The 23486-nt window shown below is 69.7% G+C and carries 15 protein-coding genes; 2 read left to right on the top strand and 13 right to left on the bottom strand.

The window, feature by feature from the left end; all coding sequences use genetic code 11:
• Positions 1–8: 8 nt before the first annotated feature.
• From ACQEVG_RS05685 to ACQEVG_RS05660, 6 genes are all read right to left on the bottom strand, one after another.
• Positions 9–1025 carry a Gfo/Idh/MocA family protein gene (locus ACQEVG_RS05685; RefSeq protein WP_432977961.1) on the bottom strand — a complete coding sequence of 339 codons (1017 nt, stop codon included), beginning with the start codon at positions 1023–1025 and terminating at the stop codon, positions 9–11.
• Positions 1022–2140, bottom strand: a complete 1119-nt coding sequence (locus ACQEVG_RS05680) for a DegT/DnrJ/EryC1/StrS family aminotransferase (protein ID WP_432977958.1) — start codon at positions 2138–2140, stop codon at positions 1022–1024. Before ACQEVG_RS05680 ends, ACQEVG_RS05685 begins: the two co-directional genes overlap by 4 nt.
• 341 nt (positions 2141–2481) lie before the next feature.
• On the bottom strand, positions 2482–6420 hold the full coding sequence (locus ACQEVG_RS05675; RefSeq protein WP_432977955.1) for an Rne/Rng family ribonuclease: 3939 nt from the start codon (positions 6418–6420) through the stop codon (positions 2482–2484).
• 231 nt (positions 6421–6651) lie between these two features.
• On the bottom strand, positions 6652–7476 hold the full coding sequence (locus tag ACQEVG_RS05670) for a TIGR03936 family radical SAM-associated protein (protein WP_432977952.1): 825 nt from the start codon (positions 7474–7476) through the stop codon (positions 6652–6654).
• 123 nt (positions 7477–7599) lie between these two features.
• Entirely contained in the window at positions 7600–8874 is a 1275-nt protein-coding gene (locus ACQEVG_RS05665) for a hypothetical protein (protein WP_432977949.1), read from the bottom strand.
• Between the two features lie 6 nt (positions 8875–8880).
• The gene (locus tag ACQEVG_RS05660; protein WP_432977946.1) at positions 8881–9414 is read right to left on the bottom strand and encodes a GNAT family N-acetyltransferase; all 534 of its coding nucleotides are present in this window, start codon (positions 9412–9414) and stop codon (positions 8881–8883) included.
• Positions 9415–9623: 209 nt separating this feature from the next.
• On the opposite strand from ACQEVG_RS05660, the gene ACQEVG_RS05655 reads away from it, so the two are divergent.
• On the top strand, positions 9624–11207 hold the full coding sequence (locus tag ACQEVG_RS05655) for a recombinase family protein (RefSeq protein ID WP_432977943.1): 1584 nt from the start codon (positions 9624–9626) through the stop codon (positions 11205–11207).
• A 59-nt stretch (positions 11208–11266) separates the two neighbouring features.
• Positions 11267–11713, top strand: coding sequence for an N-acetyltransferase family protein (locus ACQEVG_RS05650; RefSeq protein WP_432977940.1), 447 nt, complete (start codon positions 11267–11269; stop codon positions 11711–11713).
• A gap of 173 nt (positions 11714–11886) precedes the next feature.
• Here ACQEVG_RS05650 and ACQEVG_RS05645 read toward each other — a convergent pair whose 3' ends face one another.
• The 7 genes from ACQEVG_RS05645 to mrdA form a co-directional block, all read right to left on the bottom strand.
• Positions 11887–12573, bottom strand: a complete 687-nt coding sequence (locus ACQEVG_RS05645; protein ID WP_432977937.1) for a response regulator — start codon at positions 12571–12573, stop codon at positions 11887–11889.
• Positions 12570–13985, bottom strand: coding sequence for a sensor histidine kinase (locus ACQEVG_RS05640; RefSeq protein ID WP_432977934.1), 1416 nt, complete (start codon positions 13983–13985; stop codon positions 12570–12572). Before ACQEVG_RS05640 ends, ACQEVG_RS05645 begins: the two co-directional genes overlap by 4 nt.
• Positions 13986–13995: 10 nt before the next feature.
• Positions 13996–15981, bottom strand: coding sequence for an APC family permease (locus ACQEVG_RS05635; protein ID WP_432977931.1), 1986 nt, complete (start codon positions 15979–15981; stop codon positions 13996–13998).
• Positions 15982–16423: 442 nt separating this feature from the next.
• On the bottom strand, positions 16424–18376 hold the full coding sequence (locus ACQEVG_RS05630; RefSeq protein WP_432977928.1) for a TIGR03960 family B12-binding radical SAM protein: 1953 nt from the start codon (positions 18374–18376) through the stop codon (positions 16424–16426).
• 52 nt (positions 18377–18428) lie between these two features.
• Complete coding sequence (locus ACQEVG_RS05625; protein ID WP_432977925.1) at positions 18429–19991, bottom strand: CHAD domain-containing protein; 1563 nt, start codon at positions 19989–19991, stop codon at positions 18429–18431.
• Between the two features lie 109 nt (positions 19992–20100).
• On the bottom strand, positions 20101–21303 hold the full coding sequence (gene rodA, locus ACQEVG_RS05620) for a rod shape-determining protein RodA (RefSeq protein ID WP_432977922.1): 1203 nt from the start codon (positions 21301–21303) through the stop codon (positions 20101–20103).
• Between the two features lie 3 nt (positions 21304–21306).
• Positions 21307–23475 (bottom strand): penicillin-binding protein 2, encoded by a 2169-nt coding sequence (mrdA, locus tag ACQEVG_RS05615; RefSeq protein WP_432977919.1) that lies wholly within the window; start codon positions 23473–23475, stop codon positions 21307–21309.
• Positions 23476–23486 lie beyond the last annotated feature (11 nt).

Raw genomic sequence — 23486 nt, 5'->3', positions numbered from 1 at the left:
TCCTCGCCCTACTGGGCCGCGGCGTGCGCGGAGAGATCGACTGTGATGCCGCTGGCGGCGGATTCCAGCACGGCTGCCGCCACTTCGACCGTACGAAGACCCTGGCGCAACGTACAGATGTCGTCGGACTTGCCGTGCACGGCGTCACGGAAGAGCTCGTGCTCGACCAGCAGCGGCTCCCGCTTCGGGATGGCGTAACGGATCATGTCGCCCTCGGCCACACCGCGGAAGGCCTGCAGCGCCTCCCACTCGGTTGCCTGGGCGGCGTTCGAGTAGAAGGTCAGGTCGGCGGTGAGGGTGTCCGCGATGAAGCAGCCCTTCTCACCGGTGACCGAGGTGAAACGCTCCTTGAGCGGGCTCAGCCAGTTGACCAGGTGGTTGACCATGGTGCCGTCGGAGAGCTGACCGACCGCGGAGACCATGTCCTCGTGCGGACGGCCCGACTTGGAGACCGTACGGGCCGAGATCGATGTGTACGTCTGGCCGGTCACCCAGCCCGTGAGGTCGATGTCGTGGGTGGCGAGGTCCTTGACCACGCCGACATCGGCGATGCGGTGCGGGAAGGGGCCCTGGCGGCGGGTGACGACCTGGTACACGTCGCCGAGCTCACCGGCCTCCAGGCGCTGACGCAGCGAGCGCAGCGCCGGGTTGCAGCGCTCGATGTGGCCGACGCCGGCGACCAGGCCGCGCGACTCGAAGGCCTCGACGAGGCGGCGGGCGCCCTCGACGGTGTCCGCGACCGGCTTCTCGACGAGCGCGCTGACACCGGCCTCGGCGAGCTTGAGGCCGACTTCCTCGTGCAGCGCGGTCGGGCAGGCCACCACGGCGTAGTCGATGCCGAGCGAGATCAGCTCCTCGACGGTGGAGAGCACGGGGGCGCCCTGCGCCCAGCCGTTCTTGTCCCCCATCGGGTCGACGACGGCGACGAGTTCGACGCCGTCCAGGCCGGCGAGCACGCGGGCGTGGTGGCGGCCCATCGAGCCGAGGCCGATGAGGCCGGCCCGCAGTCCCTGGGCGGTGGTCACTGGTTCTCTCCAAGCTCGTTCACGGCGGCGACGATGCGCTCGAGGTCCTCGGCGGACAGCGAGGGGTGCACCGGGAGCGAGACGACCTCGGCGGCCGCCCGCTCGGTCTCGGGCAGGTCCCAGTTGCGGCCGGCCTTCTGGTCCGGCTCCCAGTACGGCTTCAGCCGGTGGATCGGAGTCGGGTAGTACACAGCATTGCCGACGCCGGCCTCGGTGAGCTTCGCCATGGCGGCGTCGCGGTCCCCGCTGATCCGGATCGTGTACTGGTGGTAGATGTGGCGCGCACCCTCGGCGACCGTCGGGGTCGTGACGCTCGGCGCGGTGATGTGCTCGGTGAGGTACGCGGCGTTGGCGATGCGCTGCTCGGTCCAGCCGTTCAGCTTCGACAGCTGTACGCGGCCGACGGCGGCGGCGACGTCCGTCATCCGCATGTTGGCGCCGACGATCTCGTTGGCGTACCGCTGCTCCATGCCCTGGTTGCGCAGCAGGCGCAGGGTGCGGGCGATTTCGGCGTCACCCGTGGAGATCATGCCGCCCTCGAGGGAGTGCATGTTCTTCGTCGGGTAGAAGCTGAAGGTGCCACCGGAGCCGAACGCGCCGACCGGGGTGCCGTTCAGCGCGGCGGCATGCGCCTGGCAGGCGTCCTCGACGACGGCCAGCTTGTGCTTGGCGGCGATGGGCATGAGCTTGTCCATCGCGGCGGGGTGGCCGTACAGGTGCACCGGCATGATCGCGGCGGTGCGCGGCGTGATGGCGGCCTCCACGGCGGCCGGGTCCAGGCCGAAGCTGCCGGGCTCGATGTCGGCGAAGACGACGTCGGCGCCGACGAGCCGGACCGCGTTCGCGGACGCGGCGAAGGAGAACGAAGGAACGATCACTTCGTCACCCGGGCCGATGCCCAAAGCCAGCAGAAGGAGGTGCAGCGCGGAGGTACCCGAGTTGACGGCCACGCAGTGGCGCCCCTCGACCAGCTCCGAGAAACCCTCCTCGAATGCTGCGACCTCGGGGCCCTGTACGACCCTGCCGCTGCGCAGTACGCGTACTGCGGCCTCGATCTCTTCCTCACCGATGACCGGGCGGGCAGCGGGGATGGGCTGCTGGTTGCTGCTCGTCATGGACGTCCTCCTTGAACACCGCAAGAGCTCTTTGTGGCAGAGGTCAGGGGCGGAGCGGACGTCTCGCGAGGCCGCGCTGTACCCCTCCGGCGCAAAGCCAACGCCCTACCGAGGATCTGGGACCGGTCTTGTCCCGAACCGGGCCGGTCACCCACCGTAGTGTCCGGAACGGGGCCCGCACCCGGCAGCGACCGCCGTCACATTATCAGGGATTTCCTAGTCAATTTCAGGGCTGTTAACGGAGCACTGCATCGATTCGGCGACAAAAACCGTGTCCCATCCCGCGGTCTGCGAGATGGGACACGGTCCGTTCACTGAGGCCTCATCAACTGTTCAGCTGTTCAGCCCTCGGTGGAGGCGGTCACCGCCGGCAGAGCCTGCTGCTCGGCCGCCGCCGTCTTCTTCGCACCGGCCTTCTTGGCGGTCGTCTTCTTCGCCGCGGTCTTCTTGGCCGCCGTCTTCTTGGTGGCCGCCTTCTTCGCGGTGGCCTTCTTGGCGGTCTTGCGGGCCGCCTTCTTGGCCGGGGCCGAAGCGTCGGCGTCTTCCTGAGCGCCGTCCTCCTTCGGCTCCGCCGTCGCGGGGACCACGACGACCGCGGCGTCCTCGGCGCCCGAGGGCGAGCCGGCCGGGGCGGTGACCTTGCGGGTCACCCGGCGGCGCGCACGCGGCGGAACCGCGACCGGGGCCTCGTCGACGACCGGCGCCTGGGCAGGGGCCTCTTCGGCCTCGGCCTTGGGCTCAGCATTCGCCTCGGTCCTGGCCTCGATGACGACCTCGGCCTCGGCCTCGGCGGCTGCCTTCGGCGCACCGGCAGGGGCAGTCGCCTTGCGGGTGGCCCTGCGGCGGGTACGGCCCGCGGGGGCCGCCTCCTCCGCCGGAGCCTGCGCCTCGGCGGGCTGCGCCGGAACCTCGGCCTCGAGCTCAGTACGGGGCTCGGCCACGGCCTCCGCCCTGGCCTCTGCCTTGGCTCCGGTGACGATCTCCGCCTCGGCGGCCTTGGGGGCACCGGCCGGAGCCGACGCCTTACGGGTCGCCCGGCGGCGGCCACGACCGCGCGTCGCTGCCGCCTCGGCCTCCGCGGGGCTGCTGTACAGCTCCTCGTCCGGCACGAAAGTGTCCGACAGCGGCTCCGCCACGGGGGCGGCCACCTCGGCGGCGACCTCCGCCTCCGCCTCCGCCTCGATCTCGGCCTCGGCGGCCACCTCGTGCTCGTGGACGTGCTCCGCACCACCACGGCCGCGCTTCTTGGAGCGCTTGCCGCCTCCTCCGCCGACGGAGGTCGGCTGCTCCATGTGCACGATCACGCCACGGCCGTTGCAGTGGACGCAGGTCTCGGAGAAGGACTCCAGCAGACCCTGGCCCACCCGCTTACGGGTCATCTGGACCAGGCCCAGCGAGGTGACCTCGGCGACCTGGTGCTTCGTACGGTCACGGCCCAGGCACTCGAGCAGCCGCCGCATGACCAGATCGCGGTTGGACTCGAGCACCATGTCGATGAAGTCGACGACGACGATGCCGCCCAGGTCACGCAGCCGCAGCTGACGCACGATCTCCTCGGCCGCCTCCAGGTTGTTCCTGGTGACGGTCTCTTCGAGGTTGCCGCCCTGACCGGTGAACTTGCCGGTGTTGACGTCGATCACGACCATGGCTTCGGTCTTGTCGATCACCAGCGAACCGCCGCTCGGCAGCCAGACCTTGCGGTCCAGCGCCTTCATCAGCTGCTCGTCGATCCGGTAGGTCGCAAAGACGTCGACCTCGCTCGTCCACCGCTGCAGACGGTCGACCAGGTCGGGCGCGACGTGCGAGACATAGCCGTGGATGGTCTCCCAGCCCTCGTCACCGCTGACGATGACCTTCGAGAAGTCCTCGTTGAAGATGTCGCGGACGACCCGGACGGTCATGTCCGGCTCACCGTAGAGCAGCGTCGGCGCGTTGCCGGTCTTGGCCTTCTTCTGGATGTCCTCCCACTGCGCCTGCAGGCGCTCGACATCGCGGCGCAGCTCGTCCTCGCTCGCGCCCTCCGCGGCCGTACGGACGATGACGCCCGCGTCCTCGGGGACGATCTTCTTGAGGATGGTCTTCAGACGCGCGCGCTCGGTGTCGGGCAGCTTGCGGCTGATGCCGGTCATCGAGCCCTCGGGCACGTACACCAGGTACCGGCCGGGCAGCGAGACCTGGCTGGTCAGGCGGGCGCCCTTGTGGCCGATCGGGTCCTTCGTCACCTGGACGAGAACGGACTGGCCGGACTTGAGCGCGGCCTCGATACGACGCGGGCCGTTGGCCATGCCCAGCGCCTCGAAGTTGACCTCACCGGCGTAAAGGACGGCGTTGCGGCCCTTGCCGATGTCGACGAACGCGGCCTCCATGGACGGCAGTACGTTCTGCACCTTGCCCAGGTAGACATTGCCGACGTACGAGGTCGCCTGCTCCTTGTTGACGTAGTGCTCGACGAGCACGTTGTCCTCGAGGACGCCGATCTGGGTCCGCTCGCCACTCTGACGGACGATCATCTCCCGGTTGACCGCCTCGCGGCGGGCCAGGAACTCGGCCTCGGTGATGATCGGCACCCGGCGGCGGCCCTGCTCGCGGCCCTCGCGGCGGCGCTGCTTCTTCGCCTCCAGACGGGTCGAGCCCTTGATGGACTGCACCTCGTCGGACGGCTCGTCGCCCTTGGCGCGCGCGGGACGGGGCTCGCGGACCTTGACGACCGTACGCTCCGGGTCGGTCGCGGCCGTCTCGTCCTCGGCCACGGCCTCACCGCTGCGACGGCGACGGCGGCGACGGCGACGGCTGCTGGAGGTGCCTGCGGCCGAGGGAGTCTCGGTCTCGCCGTGCTCCTCTTCCTCCGCGCCGTCCTCCTCGTACTGCGCCTCCTCGGCGGCAAGCTCGTCGGGCTGCTCATCCGAGGTCTCGTCGGCCTCGGCGGACTCGCCACGACGGCGGCGGCGGCCACCACGGCGACGACGGCGCGAGGGGCGGTCCTCGAACTCGTCCGACTCCTCGCCCTCCTCGGCGGCCTGCTCGGGCTCGGTCTCCGCCTCGGGCTCCGCCTGCGCGGCGGGCGCGGGGGCCTCGGCCGGCTCGGCGGGCTCACCACGGCGGCGCCGACGGCGACGGCCGGCGGGCTCGGGAGCGGTGGTCTCGGCGACCGGCTCGGCGATCTCCTCGTCCTCCTCCGGCTCCGTCTCCCCGGCCGCGGCGGCGGCAGCGGCTGCCGTCTCCGGGGTCTGGAACATCGGCTCGGTGAAGACCGGGGCCTGGAACACGGCCACGGCCGGCCGCGTGGCACGGCGGCCACGCCCAGGGGCCTCGCTCTTTGCGGCCTCTTCCGGCTGCGCGGTGAACTCGGGCGCGCCGGTGCGACGGCGCGTACGACCCCGGGTCGCGGCCTTCTCCGCGGCCGCGACCTCGGCCTCGTCGGAGGTGATCTGCGCGACGGCGCCCGTGGGCAGGCTCTCGCCCGCCCCGGCCACGCCGTTCTCGTTGGCCTCCACGGCCTCGACGGCCTGCGGGGCACCAGCGGGCGCGGTGACCTTACGGGCGGCGCGACGGCGGGTACGGGTCGCGGGGGCCTCCTCCGCCTGCGGCTCCTCTGCGGTCTCGGCCGTCTCAGCGGCCTGGGGCGCACCGGCGGGGGCGGACGCACGGCGGCGCGCACGGCCACGCGATGCGGGGGCCTCGGCCGGGGTCTCGTCCTCGACTGCGGCCTCGGCCGTGACCTCGGCCGTGACCTCGGCTGCGGCGGGCTCGGCGACCGGTTCGGGCGCGGCGACCTTACGGGTGGCCCGGCGGCGGGTACGCGGCGCGGGGGCCTCCTCCGCCTGCACTTCAGCGGCCTCAGCGGCCTCTGCGATCTCAGCCGCCTCGGGCGCACCGGCAGGCGCAGTCGCCTTACGGGTCGCACGGCGACGCGTACGCGGCGCGGGAGCCTCGTCGGCCCCCTCGGGCGCGGCGACCTCAGCGGCCTCCGCGATCTCAGCCGCCTCGGGCGCACCGGCAGGCGCAGTCGCCTTACGGGTCGCACGGCGACGCGTACGCGGCGCGGGAGCCTCCTCGGCCCCCTCGGGCGCGGCGACCTCAGCGGTCTGCGGCGAGGCGGCAGCGGTGTCGGTGACGTCCGCGGTCACCCCGGACGCGGGCGCCGACGCGGCAGCGGTCGGCGGACCCGCGGGACGCGACGCAGCGCGGCGCCTGCGGCGAGGCGGCAGCGTGTCGCTGGGAGTGTTGTTCTCTTCGTTCTGGTTGTCCCCGGAAGTACCGGGTTCGTTCGGCTCGAGCATGCGGGCGGTTCTCCCGTCGCGCTCCCGGGCGCCACGCCTGATTCCGGTCCGGCCACGGCCCGCGTGATGTGCGCGGTCCGCCGTCCGGGGCGCGGGCGCCGCACGGGAGCTGATGTATGGCTCGCCGGTTCCGTACGCGATGTACGCACGGCCTGGCGAAAGTCTTCTGTTCGGTGCGCGGCCCGACCCAGGTGGCTCCCGAGTACCAGGGCTGCGCTACAACGACTGCCCTTACGCGGCGGGACCTTCGTGCGCCGTCGCGGTGGCTGTTCCGGCGGCCGTGGGTGGAGCGGCCGGAACTGCCTCGCGGTCGAGCGCGAGCGGGTCGGTCACCGTGCCGGACTCCCCGTCGAAGAGCCCCTGCGCCAGCCTGGTCACCGCTGCGGGGACCGGCGGCGCCAGGTCGGCCACAGCTCGGAGACCGGACAGGACGTCGTCGGGTCGCACGGCAGGTGTCACGTGCCGAACAACCAGCCGCAGTATCGCACAGGGCCCGTCCCCGGACCTATTGATGAGCGCAGCGTCAGCCGCTCCGGTGGATCCGGGGCCTGCCTCGGCCTGCGCGGGAAGCGCCTGCAGGTCCGCTACGGCGCCGCGGGCGTCGAAGGTCCGCATGCCGTTCTTCGTCTTGCGCTGGACCTCGACGGTCTCGGCGCCGAGGAAGGCGGACACGGCCGCCGACGCGTCCTCGAAGCCCACCCCGTCGAGCCGCAGCTCCCACACGGAGGCGGTGAGCCGGTCGGCGAGCCCGGACGTGCGGGCCTCGACGGCGTCGGTGATGTCGAGTCCGGCCGGCAGCGACTCGTCGAGCAGGAGCCGGAGCTTGTCCGGGTCCCGGTGCTCGGTGAGGGCGATCTCCAGATACTCGGCCTCGCTGCCCGTGCCGGTGGGTGCGGCATTGGCGTACGACACCTTCGGGTGCGGCGTGAAGCCGGCCGAGTACGCCATGGGCACCTCGGCACGGCGCAGGGCACGCTCGAAGGCGCGCTGGAAGTCACGGTGGCTGGTGAACCGGAGGCGGCCGCGCTTGGTGTAGCGCAGTCGAATGCGCTGCACCGCGGGTGCGGGCGGCGGGCCTTCGGGCTGTCGCTTGCCCAGTGGTTCTTCTCCTCGGTGCGGGGCGGGCGCGGAGGCGCGCCACCCTCGGACGTGCGGGTGCTCCCTGGGGGCCTGCCCGGCTCACCCCCGCTTGTGCAGGGAGATCTCTGGGTCGGCCGCCGCGCCGGGAACAGTCGTTGTACTACCCAGAGTACGCGCCTGCCGCACCCCCGGTTCCACGGGCCGCGGCGCCGTCTGCTCGCCGACGGCCCCGGCGGGCGCCGTCTGCTCGCCGACGGGCGCCCGCCGGGGCTCCCCCGCGCGATGCCGGGCGGGGGAGCTCCTGGCCGGCCATATCGCCTCACTAGCGGCCCGCACCGTCTCCCGGGCCGCCTGGAGCGCGCCCCGGGCGGCCCGCCCCGCCTCGACGGCGGCCTTCCTGGCGGGCCGCCAGAGGGTGTCGCGCACCGCGTGCCCGACGGGGGTACAAACGCTCTGGTAGAACCAGCGCACCGGCCGTCCGACGAGGTTCCGGGCGAGCCACTTGATCGCCCTGCCGACGGCGCGCGAGATATACCCGGCGATGCGCCAGGCGACGCCCACGGCCGCGGCGATCTCGCGGCCGACGGGAGCGAGGATGTGCCGGTAGATCCAGACCACGGGCACCACGAGCCCGTACGTCACCACGGGCACCACCACATACCGCCACAGCGCCACCCACGGCCAGACGATCCCGCGTCCGATCACGGTGAGCAGCCAGGCGATGCCGTGTCCGAGCGGAGTCAGCAGCTGCCGGTAGACCCACACCAGTGGCACCACCAGCCCGTACGTCACCACCGGCACCACCACATACCGCCACAGCGCCACCCACGGCCAGACGAACAGCGCCCTGCCCAGCCAGGCCAGCACCGCGGCGACGCCATGACCGAGCGGGGTGAGCAGCCGGCGGTAGACCCAGCCCGCGGGCGCGAGGAGCAACTGCTCGACGAGCCATGCGATGCCATGTCCGAGCGGAGTCAGCAACTGCCGGTAGACCCACACCAGCGGCACCACCAGCCCGTACGTCACCACCGGCACCACCACATACCGCCACAGCGCCACCCACGGCCAGACGAACAGCGCCTTGCCGATGAAGTCGACGAGCCAGGTCGCGGCGAGCCCGAGCGGAGTGAGCACATTCGCGAACACCCAGGCCAGCGCCCGCCCCAGCGGCCGCAGCAGCACACGCTCGACGGCGCGGCCGCAAACTACGAGAAGATCCCAGACCATCCGCACGGGCACAACCACCAGCAGCACCACGATCCGCACGGGGATCCGGACGACTGTGGTCAGACAGCCGTCTCCGGGCTCGTAGTGCGCGGGTGCCTGGTGACTCCCGTATGTCTGGGGCGACTTCTCGAACTCCATGTCAGCCATGACGCACTACAGCCCCGTTCGGATCCAGTACCTGCGCTTTTCGCCCCGCTGGTCCTCCAGAACCCCGCCGTTCGCGTCGATCACCTTCCGCGAACCGGCGTTGCCGGCATCGCAGGTGGCCAGAAGGGATTCGATGCCGAGCGTGCGCGCGTACGGCAGACAGTCGCGCAGCATCGCGGTGGCGTGCCCGCGCAGCCGGGCGCTCGGGCGTACGGCATAGCCGATGTGCCCACCGAACTCGTGCAGGAACGGAGTCAGACGGTGGCGTATCGCGAGCCGCCCCAGAAAGGTGTCGCCGTCGACGTACCAGAGATTGGTGTGCGGGACCCAGCCCTCGGGACGCGGGGCCTCCTCCAGCGACTCGGCGCCCAGCCGCGCGACGTACCCGGCGAAGGCATCCGGGCGGTGCCAGGTGCCGCCGAACCCCTCGATCTCGTGCGGCAGCAGGGTGTTGGGGTCGGCGCCCTCGGCGTGGAACTCCTTCACCGCGGCGAAAAAGGACTCGTGGACGCGGACGTCGGGCGCGATCAGCTGGGGCATCGCGCCATTGTGCCGGGGCCCGACGGGCCCCGGCCAGGCGGTTGTTACTTGACGACCGTCAGCGGCAGCAGCTTCTTGCCGGTCGGACCGATCTGGATATGGGTGTCCATCTGCGGGCATATGGAAAAACTCCCAAAACCATCCCTACGCTGGTCAGCATGGGGAAACGAGGACAGCGGCGGCTCGCGGCAGAGCGAGCGGCCTACCACGTGGAAGCCGAGTGGACCGAGGCCGACCTTGCTCTGTTGGAGGAGTTGAAGCGGGCTGAGGCACTGCTCCCCGAGGATGCGCCTCGGGCTCTGTTATCGATCCGTCTGTCTGTGCTGACGGATGACACAACATCACCGGTGCGGCAGGAGCTCGACCTTCGCATCCTGGCCAGGGAGCGAGGCTGCCGAGTCGTCGGCGTCGCCTCAGATCTGAACGTGTCGGCAACGAAGGTTCCGCCCTGGAAGAGGAAGGAGCTCGGGGAGTGGCTGAACAACCGCTCGCCCGAGTTCGATGAGCTCCTGTTCTGGAAGCTCGACCGCTTCGTACGTCGCCTCTCTGATCTCTCGACGATGATCGAGTGGAGCCTGAAGCGCGAAAAGAACCTGGTCTCGAAGAACGACAGTCTCGACCTCACGACGACGGCCGGGAAGATCATGGTCACGATCATCGGCGGAATCGCCGAGATCGAAGCAGCCAACACCTCTACCCGAGTCATCAGCCTGTGGGACTACGCGAAGACTCAGGAAGACTGGATCATCGGCAAGCCGACATACGGCTACGTCACGGATGAGGACGACTCGGGGAAGCTCGTTCTCGTCATCGACCCCGAGGCTCACAAGGCGCTGCACTGGGCCCGACGCATGGCGCTTCGAGGACGCTCCGCCCGGTTCATGGTGCGCTGCCTGAAGCGGTCGGACCTCATGAGCCAGGGGCTCACCGTGGCAACGCTCCACCGCCGCCTCCGTAACCCTGCGCTCCTTGGCTACCGAGTAGAAGAGGACAAGCAGGGAGGGCAACGGCGCTCGAAGCCGATCCTCGGCAAGGACGGCAGGCCGATCAAGGTCGCTCCCTCTATCTTCACCGAGGAGGAATTCGAGACCCTCGGCGCCGCTCTCGACAAGCGCAAGAAGAACCAGCCTCCGCGCCGTGTCGGCGGAGCGACTCAGTTCCTCGGCGTCCTCCTGTGCGCCGACTGTAAGACGAACATGACCGTGCAGATCACGAACAACAAGTTCGGGACCTACCACTACCTACGGTGCCGCAGTTGCAAGAGCGGCGGGCTGGGCGCGCCCAACCCCGAGCAGGTCTACGAGCGGCTCGTTGAGGACGTACTCAAGGTCCTCGGGGACTTCCCCGTACAGGTTCGCCAATACGCCGAGGGTGCCGAGGTACGGCGGGAGATCAAGCGCCTTCAAGAGTCCATCGCGCTCTACATGAAGGAACTCGAACCCGGAGGCCGGTACACGAAGACCCGGTTCACCAAGGAGCAAGCGGAGGCGACGCTCGACAAGCTCATCGGGGAGTTGGAAGCCATCGACCCGGAGACCGCGAAAGACCGATGGGTCAACGTCCACGGCGGGAAGACCTTCCATGAACACTGGCAGGAAGGCGGCATGGAAGCCATGGCCGCAGACCTGTACCGAGTCGGCATCCGGTGCGAGGTCACGCGCACGAAGGTGCCGAAGGTGCGAGCCCCGAAGGTGCACCTCCGCCTGCTGATCCCGAAGGACGTACGCGAGCGGCTCGTGATCCGCGAAGACGACTTCGCAGACTACTGTGCCGAAGGCGCGACAGTCAGTTGAGGAGATGCGGGTTCTGCGCGAGGTATTGGCGCTGCCCCCGGGGAGAGGGACGGACGACGATGGTGACGATCGACCGGGCAACGCCTGAAGATGCGGCAGTCATCTCCCAAATTCTGGGAGAGATTGAGGCCTACTACGGCGGCGAAGCCGTCCCGGGCAACGTCGACCAGATCACGACCGCACTCTTCGGCGACCACCCCGTAGCCACCGTGCTGCTCGCCCACGAAGGCGCAGAGGTACTTGGCCTCGCCAGCTATTCGTTCCTCTGGCCTGCCGCCGGAGCGGAGACGTCCCTCTTCCTGAAAGAGCTGTACGTGCGTGAGCACGCGCGGCGGCAAGGCATCGCGGGACTCTTCATGTCTGCGCTGAAGGATGCAGCCAGCGCCGCCGGATGCTCCCGCATCGAGTGGACCGCCGACGGCGACAACCCTCCGGCGCTGGCCTTCTACGAGGCGTACGGGGCAGAACCGCGCGGCGACAAGGTGTTCTACCGCACGAAGAAGTGACCGCTTTCGAGCCAGTTGCCACGCCGCGACAAGGCCGCCGGAAGGCTTTCCGGGGTCCGCGCAGCTATGCCGGGCGATCTTCAGACAACGTTGGTTGTTTGAAGGCCCTCCAGGCGCCAGTCGCGGAAGGCTGGCTTGGGCCAGGGGGTGGACCCGGGGTGCGGGCCGCGGAGTCAGTCGGGGGTATCGGGAATGAAGCGGTATCCGATGCCGGGTTCGGTGATGAGGTAGCGGGGGCGGGAGGGTTCGGGTTCGAGTTTGCGGCGGAGGTTGGCGAGGTGGACGCGCAGGTAGTTGGTCTCCTTCTCGTAGCGTGGTCCCCAGACTTCGTGGAGGAGTTGGCGTTGGGTGACCAGGCGTCCTGAGTTGCGGACGAGGGTTTCGAGCAGGTGCCATTCGGTGGGAGTGAGCCGGGTTTCGCCGGTGGGGGTGGTGACGCGTTTGGCAGCCAGGTCGATGGTGAAGGCCGCTGTGGCGATCACGGGCTGTTCCTCGGCGGGGGTGGCGCGGCGTAGGGCGGCGCGGATGCGGGCCAGGAGTTCGCCCATGCCGAAGGGTTTGGTGACGTAGTCGTCGGCGCCGGCGTCCAGGGCGTTGATCTTGGCTGTTTCGTCGTGTCGGGCGGACAGGACGATGATCGGGGCGGTGGACCAGCCGCGCAGGCTTTCCACGATGGTGATGCCGTCGCGGTCGGGCAGGCCGAGGTCGATGACGGCCAGGTCGGGGGCGGCGGTGGCGGCGGTCTGTAGGGCGGTGGTGGCGTCGGGGGCGGCGTTGGTCTGGTAGCCGCGGGCGTTGAGGGCGATGGTCAGGGCGCGCAGCAGGTGAGGGTCGTCGTCGACGATGAGGATGCGGGTCATGGTGCTGTGGGGAGGGTGAGGGTCATAGTCAGGCCGCCGCCGCGTGTGTCGGTGGGGGTGAGGGTGCCGTTCATGGCTTCGGTAAAACCGCGGGCGATGGCCAGGCCCAGCCCCAGGCCCTGATGGGTCGTGTGGTCGTCCAGGCGTTGGAAGGGGGCGAAGATGCCCTCCCGCTGATCGGCGGGGACACCAGGGCCGTGGTCGGTGACCTTCAGATGGACCCGGTCGCCTGTGGCGTGGGCGTACAGGTGGACCGGCTGGTTGGGCGGGCCTGCGTGGAGCGCGTTGGAGACCAGGTTGGCGATCACTCGTTCGAGCAGGCCGGGGTCGGCCCAGGCGGGCGGCAGGTCGTCGGGGACGTCGACGTCGACGGTACGGCCGAGGGGTGGCGGGGTGTGCAGGAGGGCCGCCGCCGTGATCTCATCCAGCGCGGTGGCGCAGGGGTGGACGCTGAGGGCGCCGGCTTGCAGGCGGCTGAGCGCGAGGAGGTTCTCCACCAGGTCGTTCATTTTGTCGGCGGAAGCGTCCACGGTGGCCAGGAGTTCGGCCTGCTGGGCGTCGGTGAGCTCCAGGTCGGGTTCGCGGAGGCTGGACACGCACGCCTTAATGCCGGCGAGAGGGGTGCGCAGGTCGTGGCCCACGGCGGCCAGAAGGGCCGCCCGCAGGTTGTCGATCTCGGTCAGTTCCCGTGCGCGGGCGGCCTGGGCGGCCAGGCGCTCGGCCTGCAGCGCGCGGGCGGCGGCCGTGGCCAGCAGGACGAGGAAGCGCTGGTCGGCAGCGAAGACGGGCGGCCCGTCGGCCACCAGCCGCAGGTGGTCGCCAGCTGGTGCGGACAGTGTCGGATCAGCCGATGGCGTCTCACCGACGACGGCGACCGGGTGCTCGCCTTCGGCGTCGTTTTCCAGCAGAGCGGCGCCGGTCATGCCGAAGGTGTCCCGGACGTGCTCCAGCACGGCACTCAGCGGTCGTTCCTCCAGCGGCGTCTCGGTGATGCGGGCCAGCAAGGCAGCTTCGACACCTCTGCGGGCGGCGGCGGCGCGCTGCCGGGCAGCCAGGTCGACCGCGACGCTGACGGTGGTGGCGACCACCACGTAGACGGCCAGGGTGATGACCAGATCACGGCTTTCCACGGTCAGGGTGTGGAAGGGCGGCACGAAGAAGAAGTTGACCACCCCGCCCGAGGTGACCGCGGCCGCCAGGGCCAGGGGCAGGCCGCCGGTGGCGGCGACAATGACCACCGCGGTGAGGTAGATGAGCACGATGCTGGCCAGCGACAGCGAGTCCCTGGCGGGGACCAGGGCCGCGGTCAGGAGCGCCAGGCCCGCCGCGGCGGCGCCGACCGCGACCAGTCGCCGGCTCACGCTCCTGCGACTCTGTCCGCCGCCGCTGTGCCGCACATTCGAGCCCTTCATGATCGCAACGCTAACCGACCTTATGCGTGTCGCTGCGCGCATCGTCCAGCGGCTGCTGCGGGTGGACGCGGTCACTGGAGTCCAGCTGCCACGGCACGCTGGTGACCATCACCCCACGCTGAAACAGCAGCCGGGCCTTCAGCCGCAGTGCGGACTGGTTGTGCAGCAGCTGCTCCCACCAATGGCCGACCACGTATTCGGGGATGTAGACGGCGATCAGGTCCTGGGGGTGGTCGCGGTGCAGGCGCGCAATGTACTCCAGTACCGAGCCGGTGATGTCACGGTACGGGGACGCCATCACGGTCAGCGGAACCGAGATCTCCCGCTCGTCCCACTCGGCGCGCAGTGCACTCACCTCTTCCTCACTGATCTTGACGGTGAGCGCGGTGAGGGTGTCCGGGCGGGTGGCCTTGGCATAGCCCAGCGCGCGCAGGGTGGGCTGGTGCAGCTGGGAGACCAGCACCACCGCGTGGGTGCGGCTGGGCAGCACGATGCCGCCCGGCCGCGGACGCAGCTCGCGGGCCACCCGGTCGTAGTGGCGTCGGATGCCGCGCATCATCGCGTACAGCACCGGCATGGCGATCACCACGAGGTAGGCGCCGTGGGAGAACTTGGTGACCAGCACCACGACCAGCACCAGCGCGGTCAGGCAGGCGCCCACCGCGTTGATCGCCCGGGATCGGTGAATGCGCCGTCGCTGCACAGGATCGCTCTGGGCGGCCAGCTCACGATTCCAGTGCCGCACCATGCCGGCCTGGGACAGGGTGAAGGAGGTGAACACACCCAGGATGTAGAGCTGGATCAGACGGGTCACCGACCCGTCGAAGGCATAGATCAGGATTGCGGCGACCACGGCGAGGATGACGATGCCGTTGGAGAACGCAAGCCGGTCCCCGCGGGTGTGCAACTGGCGCGGCAGGTAGCGGTGCTCGGCCAGGATCGCCGCCAGCAGCGGGAAACCGTTGAAGGCGGTGTTGGCCGCCAGGATCAGGATCAAAGCGGTCGCGGCCTGGATGTAGAAGAACATCACCGTGTCCGTGCCGCCGAACACCGCCGCAGCGATCTGAGCAATCACCGTGCGCTGGCTCCCGGTCGCACAGTCCCCGGGGAAACCCACCAACTGGCAGGCATCCTCGACATAGCGCACATCCGCGATCAGGGCCAGCGCCGTGATCCCAGCGAACATGGTGATCGACAGCCCACCCATCACCGCCATCGTGGTGGCCGCGTTACGTGCCTTGGGCGGCCTAAACGCGGGCACCCCATTGGAGATCGCCTCCGCACCGGTCAGCGCGGTACAGCCAGAGGAGAACGCCCGCAACGCCAGCAGCACCAAAGCCATGCCCGTCAGTCCTAGGCTTCCGGGCTCGGCGTGGACCTGCCAGCCGGCGCTCTCGGCCACCGGCGCGTGACCGAAGGCCGCCTGCAGCAGCCCGATGACCACCATCGCCAGCACCCCGGCGATGAACAGATAGGTCGGCACCGCGAACAGCCGCCCCGACTCGCGGACCCCGCGCAGGTTCATCGCGGTCAGCAGCGCCACGAAGCCCAGGTTCACCGCCACCCGGTACGGGCCCAGTGCCGGCACGGCGGAAATGATGTTGTCCACGCCGGCCGCCACCGACACGGCCACCGTCATCACGTAGTCCACCATCAGCGCCGACGCCACCACCAGCCCCGCCCACGGACCCAGGTTGCGGGAAGCCACCTCGTAGGATCCGCCGCCGGACGGGTAGGCCTGCACCACCTGCCGATAGGACAGCACCACCACCGCCAGCAGCACCACCACTGCGGCCGCCACCCACGGCGCCAGGTGCAGATAAGCCAGCCCGCCCAACGTGAGCACCAGCAGGATCTCCTGCGTCGCATACGCCACCGACGACAAGGGGTCACTGGCAAAAACCGGCAGGGCGATCCGCTTGGGCAGCATCTGCTCACCCAGACGATCACTACTCAGCGGGCGGCCCACGATCAGCCGCTTAAACGATATCGACACAACCGGCAGCCAACGCGTCCAGCCGAACGGCGCCCGAATCTTCGCGCCGTCTTAACGCCACCACCGGCGATCTTCACGCCGTCTTGGCGTGACCGCCCAGCGACAGCACACGAGTCCGCCTCCATTTGATGGTGAGCATGGACGGCGACCTGACCGGCCGGCGGGAGGGGCATCACCGGGGCGGCCAAAGGTGCGTGGACATCCCGCCAGCGACAGGCCCAAGGCACTGCCTGGCCCCTCAGACCCCCCTCAGACCCACTCAACCTCTGAATGGATGCCTGATGGGCTTCCCTGCGGCGGCAGTGGCGTCCTGGGCGCGTCTCCGTCTCCCTTGAGCGGCGTCCGGCTACCCGAGACACCGACGGCACCCAGCACGGCGACTACTTCGCTCTCGCTGGCGTCTGCAAGAGCTTGGGCGATGCGGCCTAACGCCTCGCTCACCTCAGTGCCCGTGTCCGCTGGTCGCAGCGTCTTTCTTGACCGTCAGCGGCAGCAACTTCTTCCCGCTGTTACTTACTTGTGGCCAAGTATCCATCTGCGGGCAGACACCGCAGTCGAAGCACGGCGTCCAGCGGCAGTCCTCGACCTCCGTCTCGTCGAGCGCGTCCTGCCAGTCCTCCCAGAGCCAGTCCTTGTCGAGACCGGAGTCCAAGTGGTCCCAGGGCAGGACCTCTTCGTATGTGCGCTCACGCGTCGTGTACCAGTCGACGTCCACGCCGAAGGCCGGCAGCGTCTTCTCGGCGCAGGCCATCCAGCGGTCGTACGAGAAGTACTCGCGCCAGCCGTCGAAGCGGCCGCCGTCCTCGTACACCGCGCGGATCACCGCGCCGACGCGGCGGTCGCCGCGGGAGAGCAGGCCCTCGACGATGCCCGGCTTGCCGTCGTGGTAGCGGAAGCCGATCGAGCGGCCGTACTTCTTGTCGCCGCGGATCTTGTCGCGCAGCTTCGCCAGACGCGCGTCCGTCTCCTCGGCCGACAGCTGCGGGGCCCATTGGAAGGGCGTGTGCGGCTTGGGCACGAAGCCGCCGATGGAGACAGTGCAGCGGATGTCGTTCTGGCCGGAGACCCTGCGGCCCTCGGCGATGACGTTGACCGCCATGTCGCCGATCTGCAGCACGTCCTCGTCGGTCTCGGTCGGCAGGCCGCACATGAAGTACAGCTTCACCTGACGCCAGCCGTTGCCGTACGCCGTCGAGACCGTACGGATCAGGTCCTCTTCGGAGACCATCTTGTTGATGACCTTGCGCATGCGCTCGGAGCCGCCCTCGGGGGCGAAGGTCAGACCCGAGCGGCGGCCGTTGCGCGTCAGCTCGTTGGCCAGGTCGACGTTGAAGGCGTCGACGCGGGTGGACGGGAGGGACAGGCCGATCTTGTCCTCCTCGTACCGGTCGGCCAGGCCCTTCGCGATGTCGCCGATCTCGCTGTGGTCCGCCGAGGACAGCGACAGCAGGCCGACCTCCTCGAAGCCGGTCGCCTTGAGGCCCTTCTCCACCATGTCGCCGATGCCGGTGATGCTTCGCTCCCGCACGGGGCGCGTGATCATGCCGGCCTGGCAGAAGCGGCAGCCGCGGGTGCAGCCGCGGAAGATCTCGACGGACATCCGCTCATGGACGGTCTCGGCGAGCGGCACGAGCGGCTGCTTGGGGTACGGCCATTCGTCGAGGTCCATGACGGTGTGCTTGGACACGCGCCACGGGACGCCCGACTTGTTCGGGACGACGCGGCCGATGCGGCCGTCGGGCAGGTACTCGACGTCGTAGAAGGCCGGCACATAGACATTGCCGGTCCTGGCGAGGCGGAAGAGGACCTCCTCGCGCCCGCCCGGGCGGCCCTCGGCCTTCCAGGCGCGGATGATCCCGGTCATGTCGAGCACGGCCTGCTCGCCGTCGCCGATGACCGCGCAGTCGATGAAGTCCGCGATCGGCTCGGGGTTGAAGGCGGCGTGGCCGCCCGCGAGCACGATCGGGTCGTCCAGGGTCCGGTCCTTGGACTCCAGCGGGATGCCCGCGAGGTCGAGGGCGGTGAGCATGTTGGTGTAGCCGAGCTCGGTGGAGAAGCTCAGCCCGAAGACGTCGAAGGCGCGGACGGGGCGGTGCGAGTCCACGGTGAACTGCGGGACCTTGTGCTCCCGCATCAGCTCTTCGAGGTCCGGCCAGACGCTGTACGTGCGCTCGGCGAGCACGCCCTCGCGCTCGTTCAGTACCTCGTAGAGGATCATGACGCCCTGGTTGGGCAGTCCGACCTCGTACGCGTCGGGGTACATGAGGGCCCAGCGGACATCGCAGTCGTCCCACGGCTTCACCGTGGAGTTGAGTTCTCCGCCGACGTACTGGATCGGCTTCTGGACGTGCGGGAGCAACGCCTCGAGCTGAGGAAAGACGGAGTCGGCAGGCATCTCGCGAACCTTCGTGAGCGGGCAAGGGTGACCATCAAGGCTACCTTGACGTTCAGCCCGCCAGCGCCGCCCGAAGATCCGGATCCGCTGCCTTGTGCCAGACCTCGGGCAGCTCCCGCTCGCGCTCGGCCGCCTGCGCCTGCTCCTGTCCGTACAGGAGGCCCCATGTGAACGCGCTCTCCCCCGCCGCATGGGCCTGGATGGCGAGATTCCGCAGGGCCTCCCGGGCCACCACGCTGTCCTGGTGGTCGCCGAGGACCGTCTGCACGGCCTTCATCCGTTTGGCGAACTTCTTGGCCGCCTTGCCGAGCGCGGGCGTCGCCGCCTCGCCCGCGTACCTGGCGCGCTTGGCGGCCTTGCGGGCGTCGTGCATGGCAAGGTCGCGTGCCTCTCCGGCCGGGAGCTCCAGGGCGTGGTCGATCCGGGCAGCGAGCCGGTCGAAGTCCTTGAGGATCGCCTTGGGGATCACCCTGGCGCCCGCGCCGCCCGCCGCCTTGAGCAGCGGTGGGTCGGCGAGCAGCGTGTCCAGGGAGTCGAGGAGTGCGAGGTAGCGATTGCTGTCGAGCACGGCGACGGCCCGGCGCCGGGAGCCCGAGCCGTGGGCGACGGTCCAGATGCGCAGCCGCCCGCGCACCGGGCCGAGCAGCAGGGGCCGGGGCACGGCGTCGATCCGGGACTTGAGCCGCTCGGTGAGCACTTCCTGGTCACGGGCGACGCCCAGCTCCGCGGCGAGCCACTTGAGCTCTTCGCCGATCGGGTCGGTGACGGCGCGATCGATGATCTTGCGGTACGAACGGAACGCGCTGCGCAGCCGCCTGGTGGCGACCCGCATCTGGTGGACGGAGTCGGGCAGGTCGCGGCGCACGGCGGGGTCGTACGCGAGCAGGGCGTCGCGCTGTTCCCGCAGGTAGGCGAGGATGTACGCGCCTGCGGTGTCCGGTGCCGGCTCGGCTGTGGCGGTCCCTGGTGGCTGCTCGGCGGCCGGGCCCTCACGCGTCGCGCGCTTGCCCGCCTTGGGCGCGGTCTCCGCCAGCGCCCTGGCGAGTTTCGACGGTGCCGCGGCCGGTTTCAGGCCGGCCTTGCGGAGCTTCTTGTCGACCGCGTCCAGAAAGGCCGGGTCTCCGTCGTCGGCGAGCTCGACCTCGATCTCGTCCCAGGCGGCGGTGCGGCCGCCGTCGGTGAGGCGCTCGGCGCGGACCGAGTCGCGGCTCAGCTCGGCGAGCAGCTTGCCGTCGGCATCGACCAGGTGGCGGATGTCGCGGGAGGACAGAAGTCGCACCACGGGGGCGGGTTCGGCGTCGCGTGTGCGGGCGCGGACCAGGTTCGTGAGCGTCCGTGGGATCTGCTCGGACAGCGGCGCGGTGATCTCGTCCCGTACGCCGGGTGCGACGGGCAGTTTGAGGTGCCAGCCCGCATCGTCACCGCCGGTTCTGCGGCGGAGGGTGATGGAGGCGGCGGCGAGACGCAGGTCGGCCGTGTCGTAGTAGACGGCGTCGAGCTCGGCGACGCCTTTGTCGATGACGGCCGACACTCCGGGCACCCGGGTCAGGTCCGGCAGCCGGGTCTCGGGGGTGGCTTCGTACTTTCGCTCGATCTCGCGCTTCGTATCCGCCATGAACCGAATCTAGTTGCCTGGGAGCCTGCGTGGCAGCCCCGGGTGTTCACCCGGGGCGCGTTTCGGATGCCTCCCGGCCGCGGGGCGGGCGGGACTTCCACTACACGCGCTATGCCGTTATCGGCCGCTGCACCCGGATCGACTGGAGCAGCCCGACCGCGATCCAGACCGCGAACATCGACGTGCCTCCGTACGACACGAACGGCAGCGGCAGACCCGCCACCGGCATGATGCCGAGGGTCATCCCGATGTTCTCGAAGGACTGGAAGGCGAACCAGGCGATGATCCCGGCGGCGACGATCGTGCCGTACAGCTCGGTCGTCTCGCGTGCGATGCGGCAGGCGCGCCACAGCACCACGCCGAGCAGCAGCAGGATCAGGCCGGCCCCGAGGAAGCCGAGTTCCTCGCCGGCGACCGTGAAGACGAAGTCCGTCTGCTGTTCGGGGACGAACTGGCCCGTCGTCTGGGAGCCCTTGAACAGGCCGGTGCCGGTCAGTCCGCCGGAGCCGATCGCGATCCGCGCCTGATTGGTGTTGTAGCCGACGCCCGCCGGGTCGAGCTCCGGGTTGGCGAACGCCGCGAAGCGGTTGAGCTGGTACTCGTCGAGCAGTCCGAGCGCGGTGACCAGCACCGCGCCGATGACTCCGGCCCCGATCAGCCCGAGGATCCAGCGGTTGGAGGCGCCGGAGGCGAGCAGCACCCCGAGCACGATGACCGCCATGACCATCACCGAGCCGAGGTCCGGCATCAGCATGACGATGGCCATGGGCAGGGCAGCGAGCCCCAGGGACTTGGCGACGGTCCGGTGGTCCGGATGGGCGAGGTCGCCCGCGTCGACGCGCGCGGCCAGCATCATCGCCATCCCCAAAATGATCGTGATCTTCACGAACTCCGAGGGCTGCAGGGAGAATCCGCCGCCGATCACGATCCAGGCGTGCGCGCCGTTGATGGTCGCGCCGAGCGGCGTGAGCACCAGCAGCACGAGCACCACGGACAGCCCGTAGAGGACGGGGACCGCGCCGCGCAGGGTGCGGTGCCCGAGCCAGATCGTGCCGACCATCAGGGCAAACCCGATGCCGGTGTTGAGCACATGGCGGAACAGGAAGTAGTACGGGTCGCCCTGGTTGAGCGTTTCGCGGTTCCGGGTCGCCGACCACACCAGCAGCGAGCCCACGAAGGAGAGCGCGATCGCGGAGCACAGCAGCGGCCAGTCGAGCTTGCGCACCACTGAGTCGCGGGCGGACAGCTGGGACCACAGGCCGCCGCGCTTGGGCCCGTATCCGGAGACGGAGAAGCCATTCGTGCCGGCCATGGCTCAGTCCCTCCGCGCGGGCGGGCCCGCGAGCTGCTGGTTCTCGTCCGGGGACGGCTTCTCCGCCGGCTCGTACGGCTTGATCTCCGGGGCGTCGATGGAGCCGTCCGGCTGGATCTTCGGCAGGGAAGTCTGCGGCGCGGGCAGCAGGGCCTTCTTCAGGTCCTGGCCGCCTTCCTCGTCGAGTCCGTACATCGCCTCGTAGATCTTGCGCACGGCGGGACCCGAGGCACCGGATCCCGTACCGCCCTGGGCGATGGTCATGATGATCGTGTAGTCGCTGGTGTACGAGACGAACCAGGAGGTCGTCTGCTTGCCGTAGACCTCGGCGGTACCCGTCTTGGCGTGCATCGGGATCTTGTCCTGCGGCCAGCCGCCGAAGCGCCAGGCGGCCGATCCGCGGGTGGTGACTCCCGCGAGGGCTTTGTCTATCTGCGACCGGGTGTCGGCGTCCATGGGCAGCTTGCCGTGGGACTTCGGCTTGATCTCCTGGACGGTCCTGCCGTCCGCGCTGATGACGGCCTTGCCGATGGTCGGGTTGTACAGGGTTCCTCCGTTGGCGATGGCCGCGTAGATCGTGGCCATCTGGATGGGGGTGACAAGGGTGTCGCCCTGGCCGATGGAGTAGTTGACGGAGTCACCGGCTCGCATCCGGTTGCCTTCGAGGCAGTTCTCGTACGCGATCTTCTCGACGTAGTCGCCGTCCTTCTTGCCCTGCTTGCACCAGCCGTCCTTGTTGGCCTCCCAGAAGCTCTGCTTCCACTGACGGTCCGGGACGCGGCCCTTGACCTCGTTGGGGAGGTCGATGCCGGTCTCCTTGCCGAGGCCGAACTGGTGGGCGGTCTTGTAGAACCAGTCGTTGGTGTGCTTCTTGGGCTTGATGCCGCCGTCCTTCTGCCACTCCCGGTGGGCGAGGCCGTAGAAGACGGTGTCGCAGGAGACCTCCAGGGCCCTGCCGAGGGTGATGCTGCCGTAGCCCTTCGACTCGAAGTTCTTGAAGACCTGGCCGCCGACGGAGTACGAGCTGGGGCAGGGGTAGTCGCCGTCGAACGGGTAGCCGGCGTTGACCGCGGCCGTCGACGAGATCACCTTGAAGATCGAGCCCGGGGCCGCCTGGCCCTGGATCGCGCGGTTGAGCAGCGGATAGTTGGAGTCCTTGCCGGTGAGCTTGGCGTAGTCCTTGCCGGAGATGCCGCCGACCCAGGAGTTGGGGTCGTACGTCGGCTGCGAGGCCATCGAGACGATCCGGCCGGTCTTGTTCTCCATCACCACGACGGCGCCGGCATCCGCCTTGTACTTCTCGCCGGTGTTCCGGTCGGTCTCCAGGCGGGCGGTCTTCATCGCCTCGTTGAGCTCGTACTCCGCGACGCCCTGGACGCGCGCGTCGATGGAGGTGACGAGGTTGGCGCCGGGCTGGGCCTCGTCCTTGTCGGCCTGGCCGATGACCCGGCCGAGGTTGTCGACCTCGTAGCGGGTCACTCCGGCCTTGCCGCGCAGCTCCTTGTCGTAGGTGCGCTCGATGCCCGAGCGGCCGACCTGGTCGGAGCGGAGGAAGGGCGAGTCGGTGTCCTTGGCCTTGGTGATCTCCTCGTCCGTGACGGGCGAGAGATAGCCGAGGACCTGCGCGGTGTTGGCCTTGCCGGGCGCGGTGTAGCGGCGTACGGCAGTGGGCTCGGCGGTGATGCCGGGGAAGTCCTCGGCGCGCTCCCGGATCTGCAGGGCCTGCTGGGTGGTGGCCTCGTCGGTGACCGGGATGGGCTGGTAAGGCGAACCGTTCCAGCAGGGCTGCGGGGTCTTGGCGTCGCAGAGCCTGACCTTGTCCCTGACGTCCTTCGGCTTCAGGCCGAGGACGCCCGCGAGCCTGGTGAGGACGCCCTTGCCGTCGTCCTTCATCTTCAGCAGCTCGGTGCGGGACGCGGAGACGACGAGACGGGTCTCGTTGTCGGCGAGGGGGACGCCGCGGGCGTCGAGGATCGAGCCGCGCACGGCGGGCTGGACGACCTGCTGGACGTGGTTGCTCTTGGCCTCGTCGGTGTACTCCTGGCCGTTGCGGATCTGGAGGTACCACAGACGTCCGCCGAGGGTGAACAGGAGGGAGAAGACCAGTACCTGGATGACGACAAGCCGGATCTGGACCCGGGGGGTCCGCCCGGTCTCCGGAATATTGCTCACGCCGCTGCCCC

Source organism: Streptomyces sp. CA-135486, from assembly GCF_050936555.1.
Lineage (GTDB): Bacteria > Actinomycetota > Actinomycetes > Streptomycetales > Streptomycetaceae > Streptomyces.
Note: the sequence above shows the minus strand (reverse complement) of the source record. Positions and strands in the feature narration are given on the sequence as shown.

Excerpts from the sequence above, each read along its gene's own strand:
- ACQEVG_RS05680 (WP_432977958.1), bottom strand. The coding sequence starts at position 2,140 with ATGACGAGCAGCAACCAGCAGCCCATCCCCGCTGCCCGCCCGGTCATC.
- ACQEVG_RS05675 (WP_432977955.1), bottom strand. The coding sequence starts at position 6,420 with ATGCTCGAGCCGAACGAACCCGGTACTTCCGGGGACAACCAGAACGAA.
- ACQEVG_RS05665 (WP_432977949.1), bottom strand. The coding sequence starts at position 8,874 with ATGGCTGACATGGAGTTCGAGAAGTCGCCCCAGACATACGGGAGTCAC.
- ACQEVG_RS05660 (WP_432977946.1), bottom strand. The coding sequence starts at position 9,414 with ATGCCCCAGCTGATCGCGCCCGACGTCCGCGTCCACGAGTCCTTTTTC.
- ACQEVG_RS05650 (WP_432977940.1), top strand. The coding sequence starts at position 11,267 with ATGGTGACGATCGACCGGGCAACGCCTGAAGATGCGGCAGTCATCTCC.
- ACQEVG_RS05645 (WP_432977937.1), bottom strand. The coding sequence starts at position 12,573 with ATGACCCGCATCCTCATCGTCGACGACGACCCTCACCTGCTGCGCGCC.
- ACQEVG_RS05640 (WP_432977934.1), bottom strand. The coding sequence starts at position 13,985 with ATGAAGGGCTCGAATGTGCGGCACAGCGGCGGCGGACAGAGTCGCAGG.
- ACQEVG_RS05630 (WP_432977928.1), bottom strand. The coding sequence starts at position 18,376 with ATGCCTGCCGACTCCGTCTTTCCTCAGCTCGAGGCGTTGCTCCCGCAC.
- ACQEVG_RS05625 (WP_432977925.1), bottom strand. The coding sequence starts at position 19,991 with ATGGCGGATACGAAGCGCGAGATCGAGCGAAAGTACGAAGCCACCCCC.
- rodA (WP_432977922.1), bottom strand. The coding sequence starts at position 21,303 with ATGGCCGGCACGAATGGCTTCTCCGTCTCCGGATACGGGCCCAAGCGC.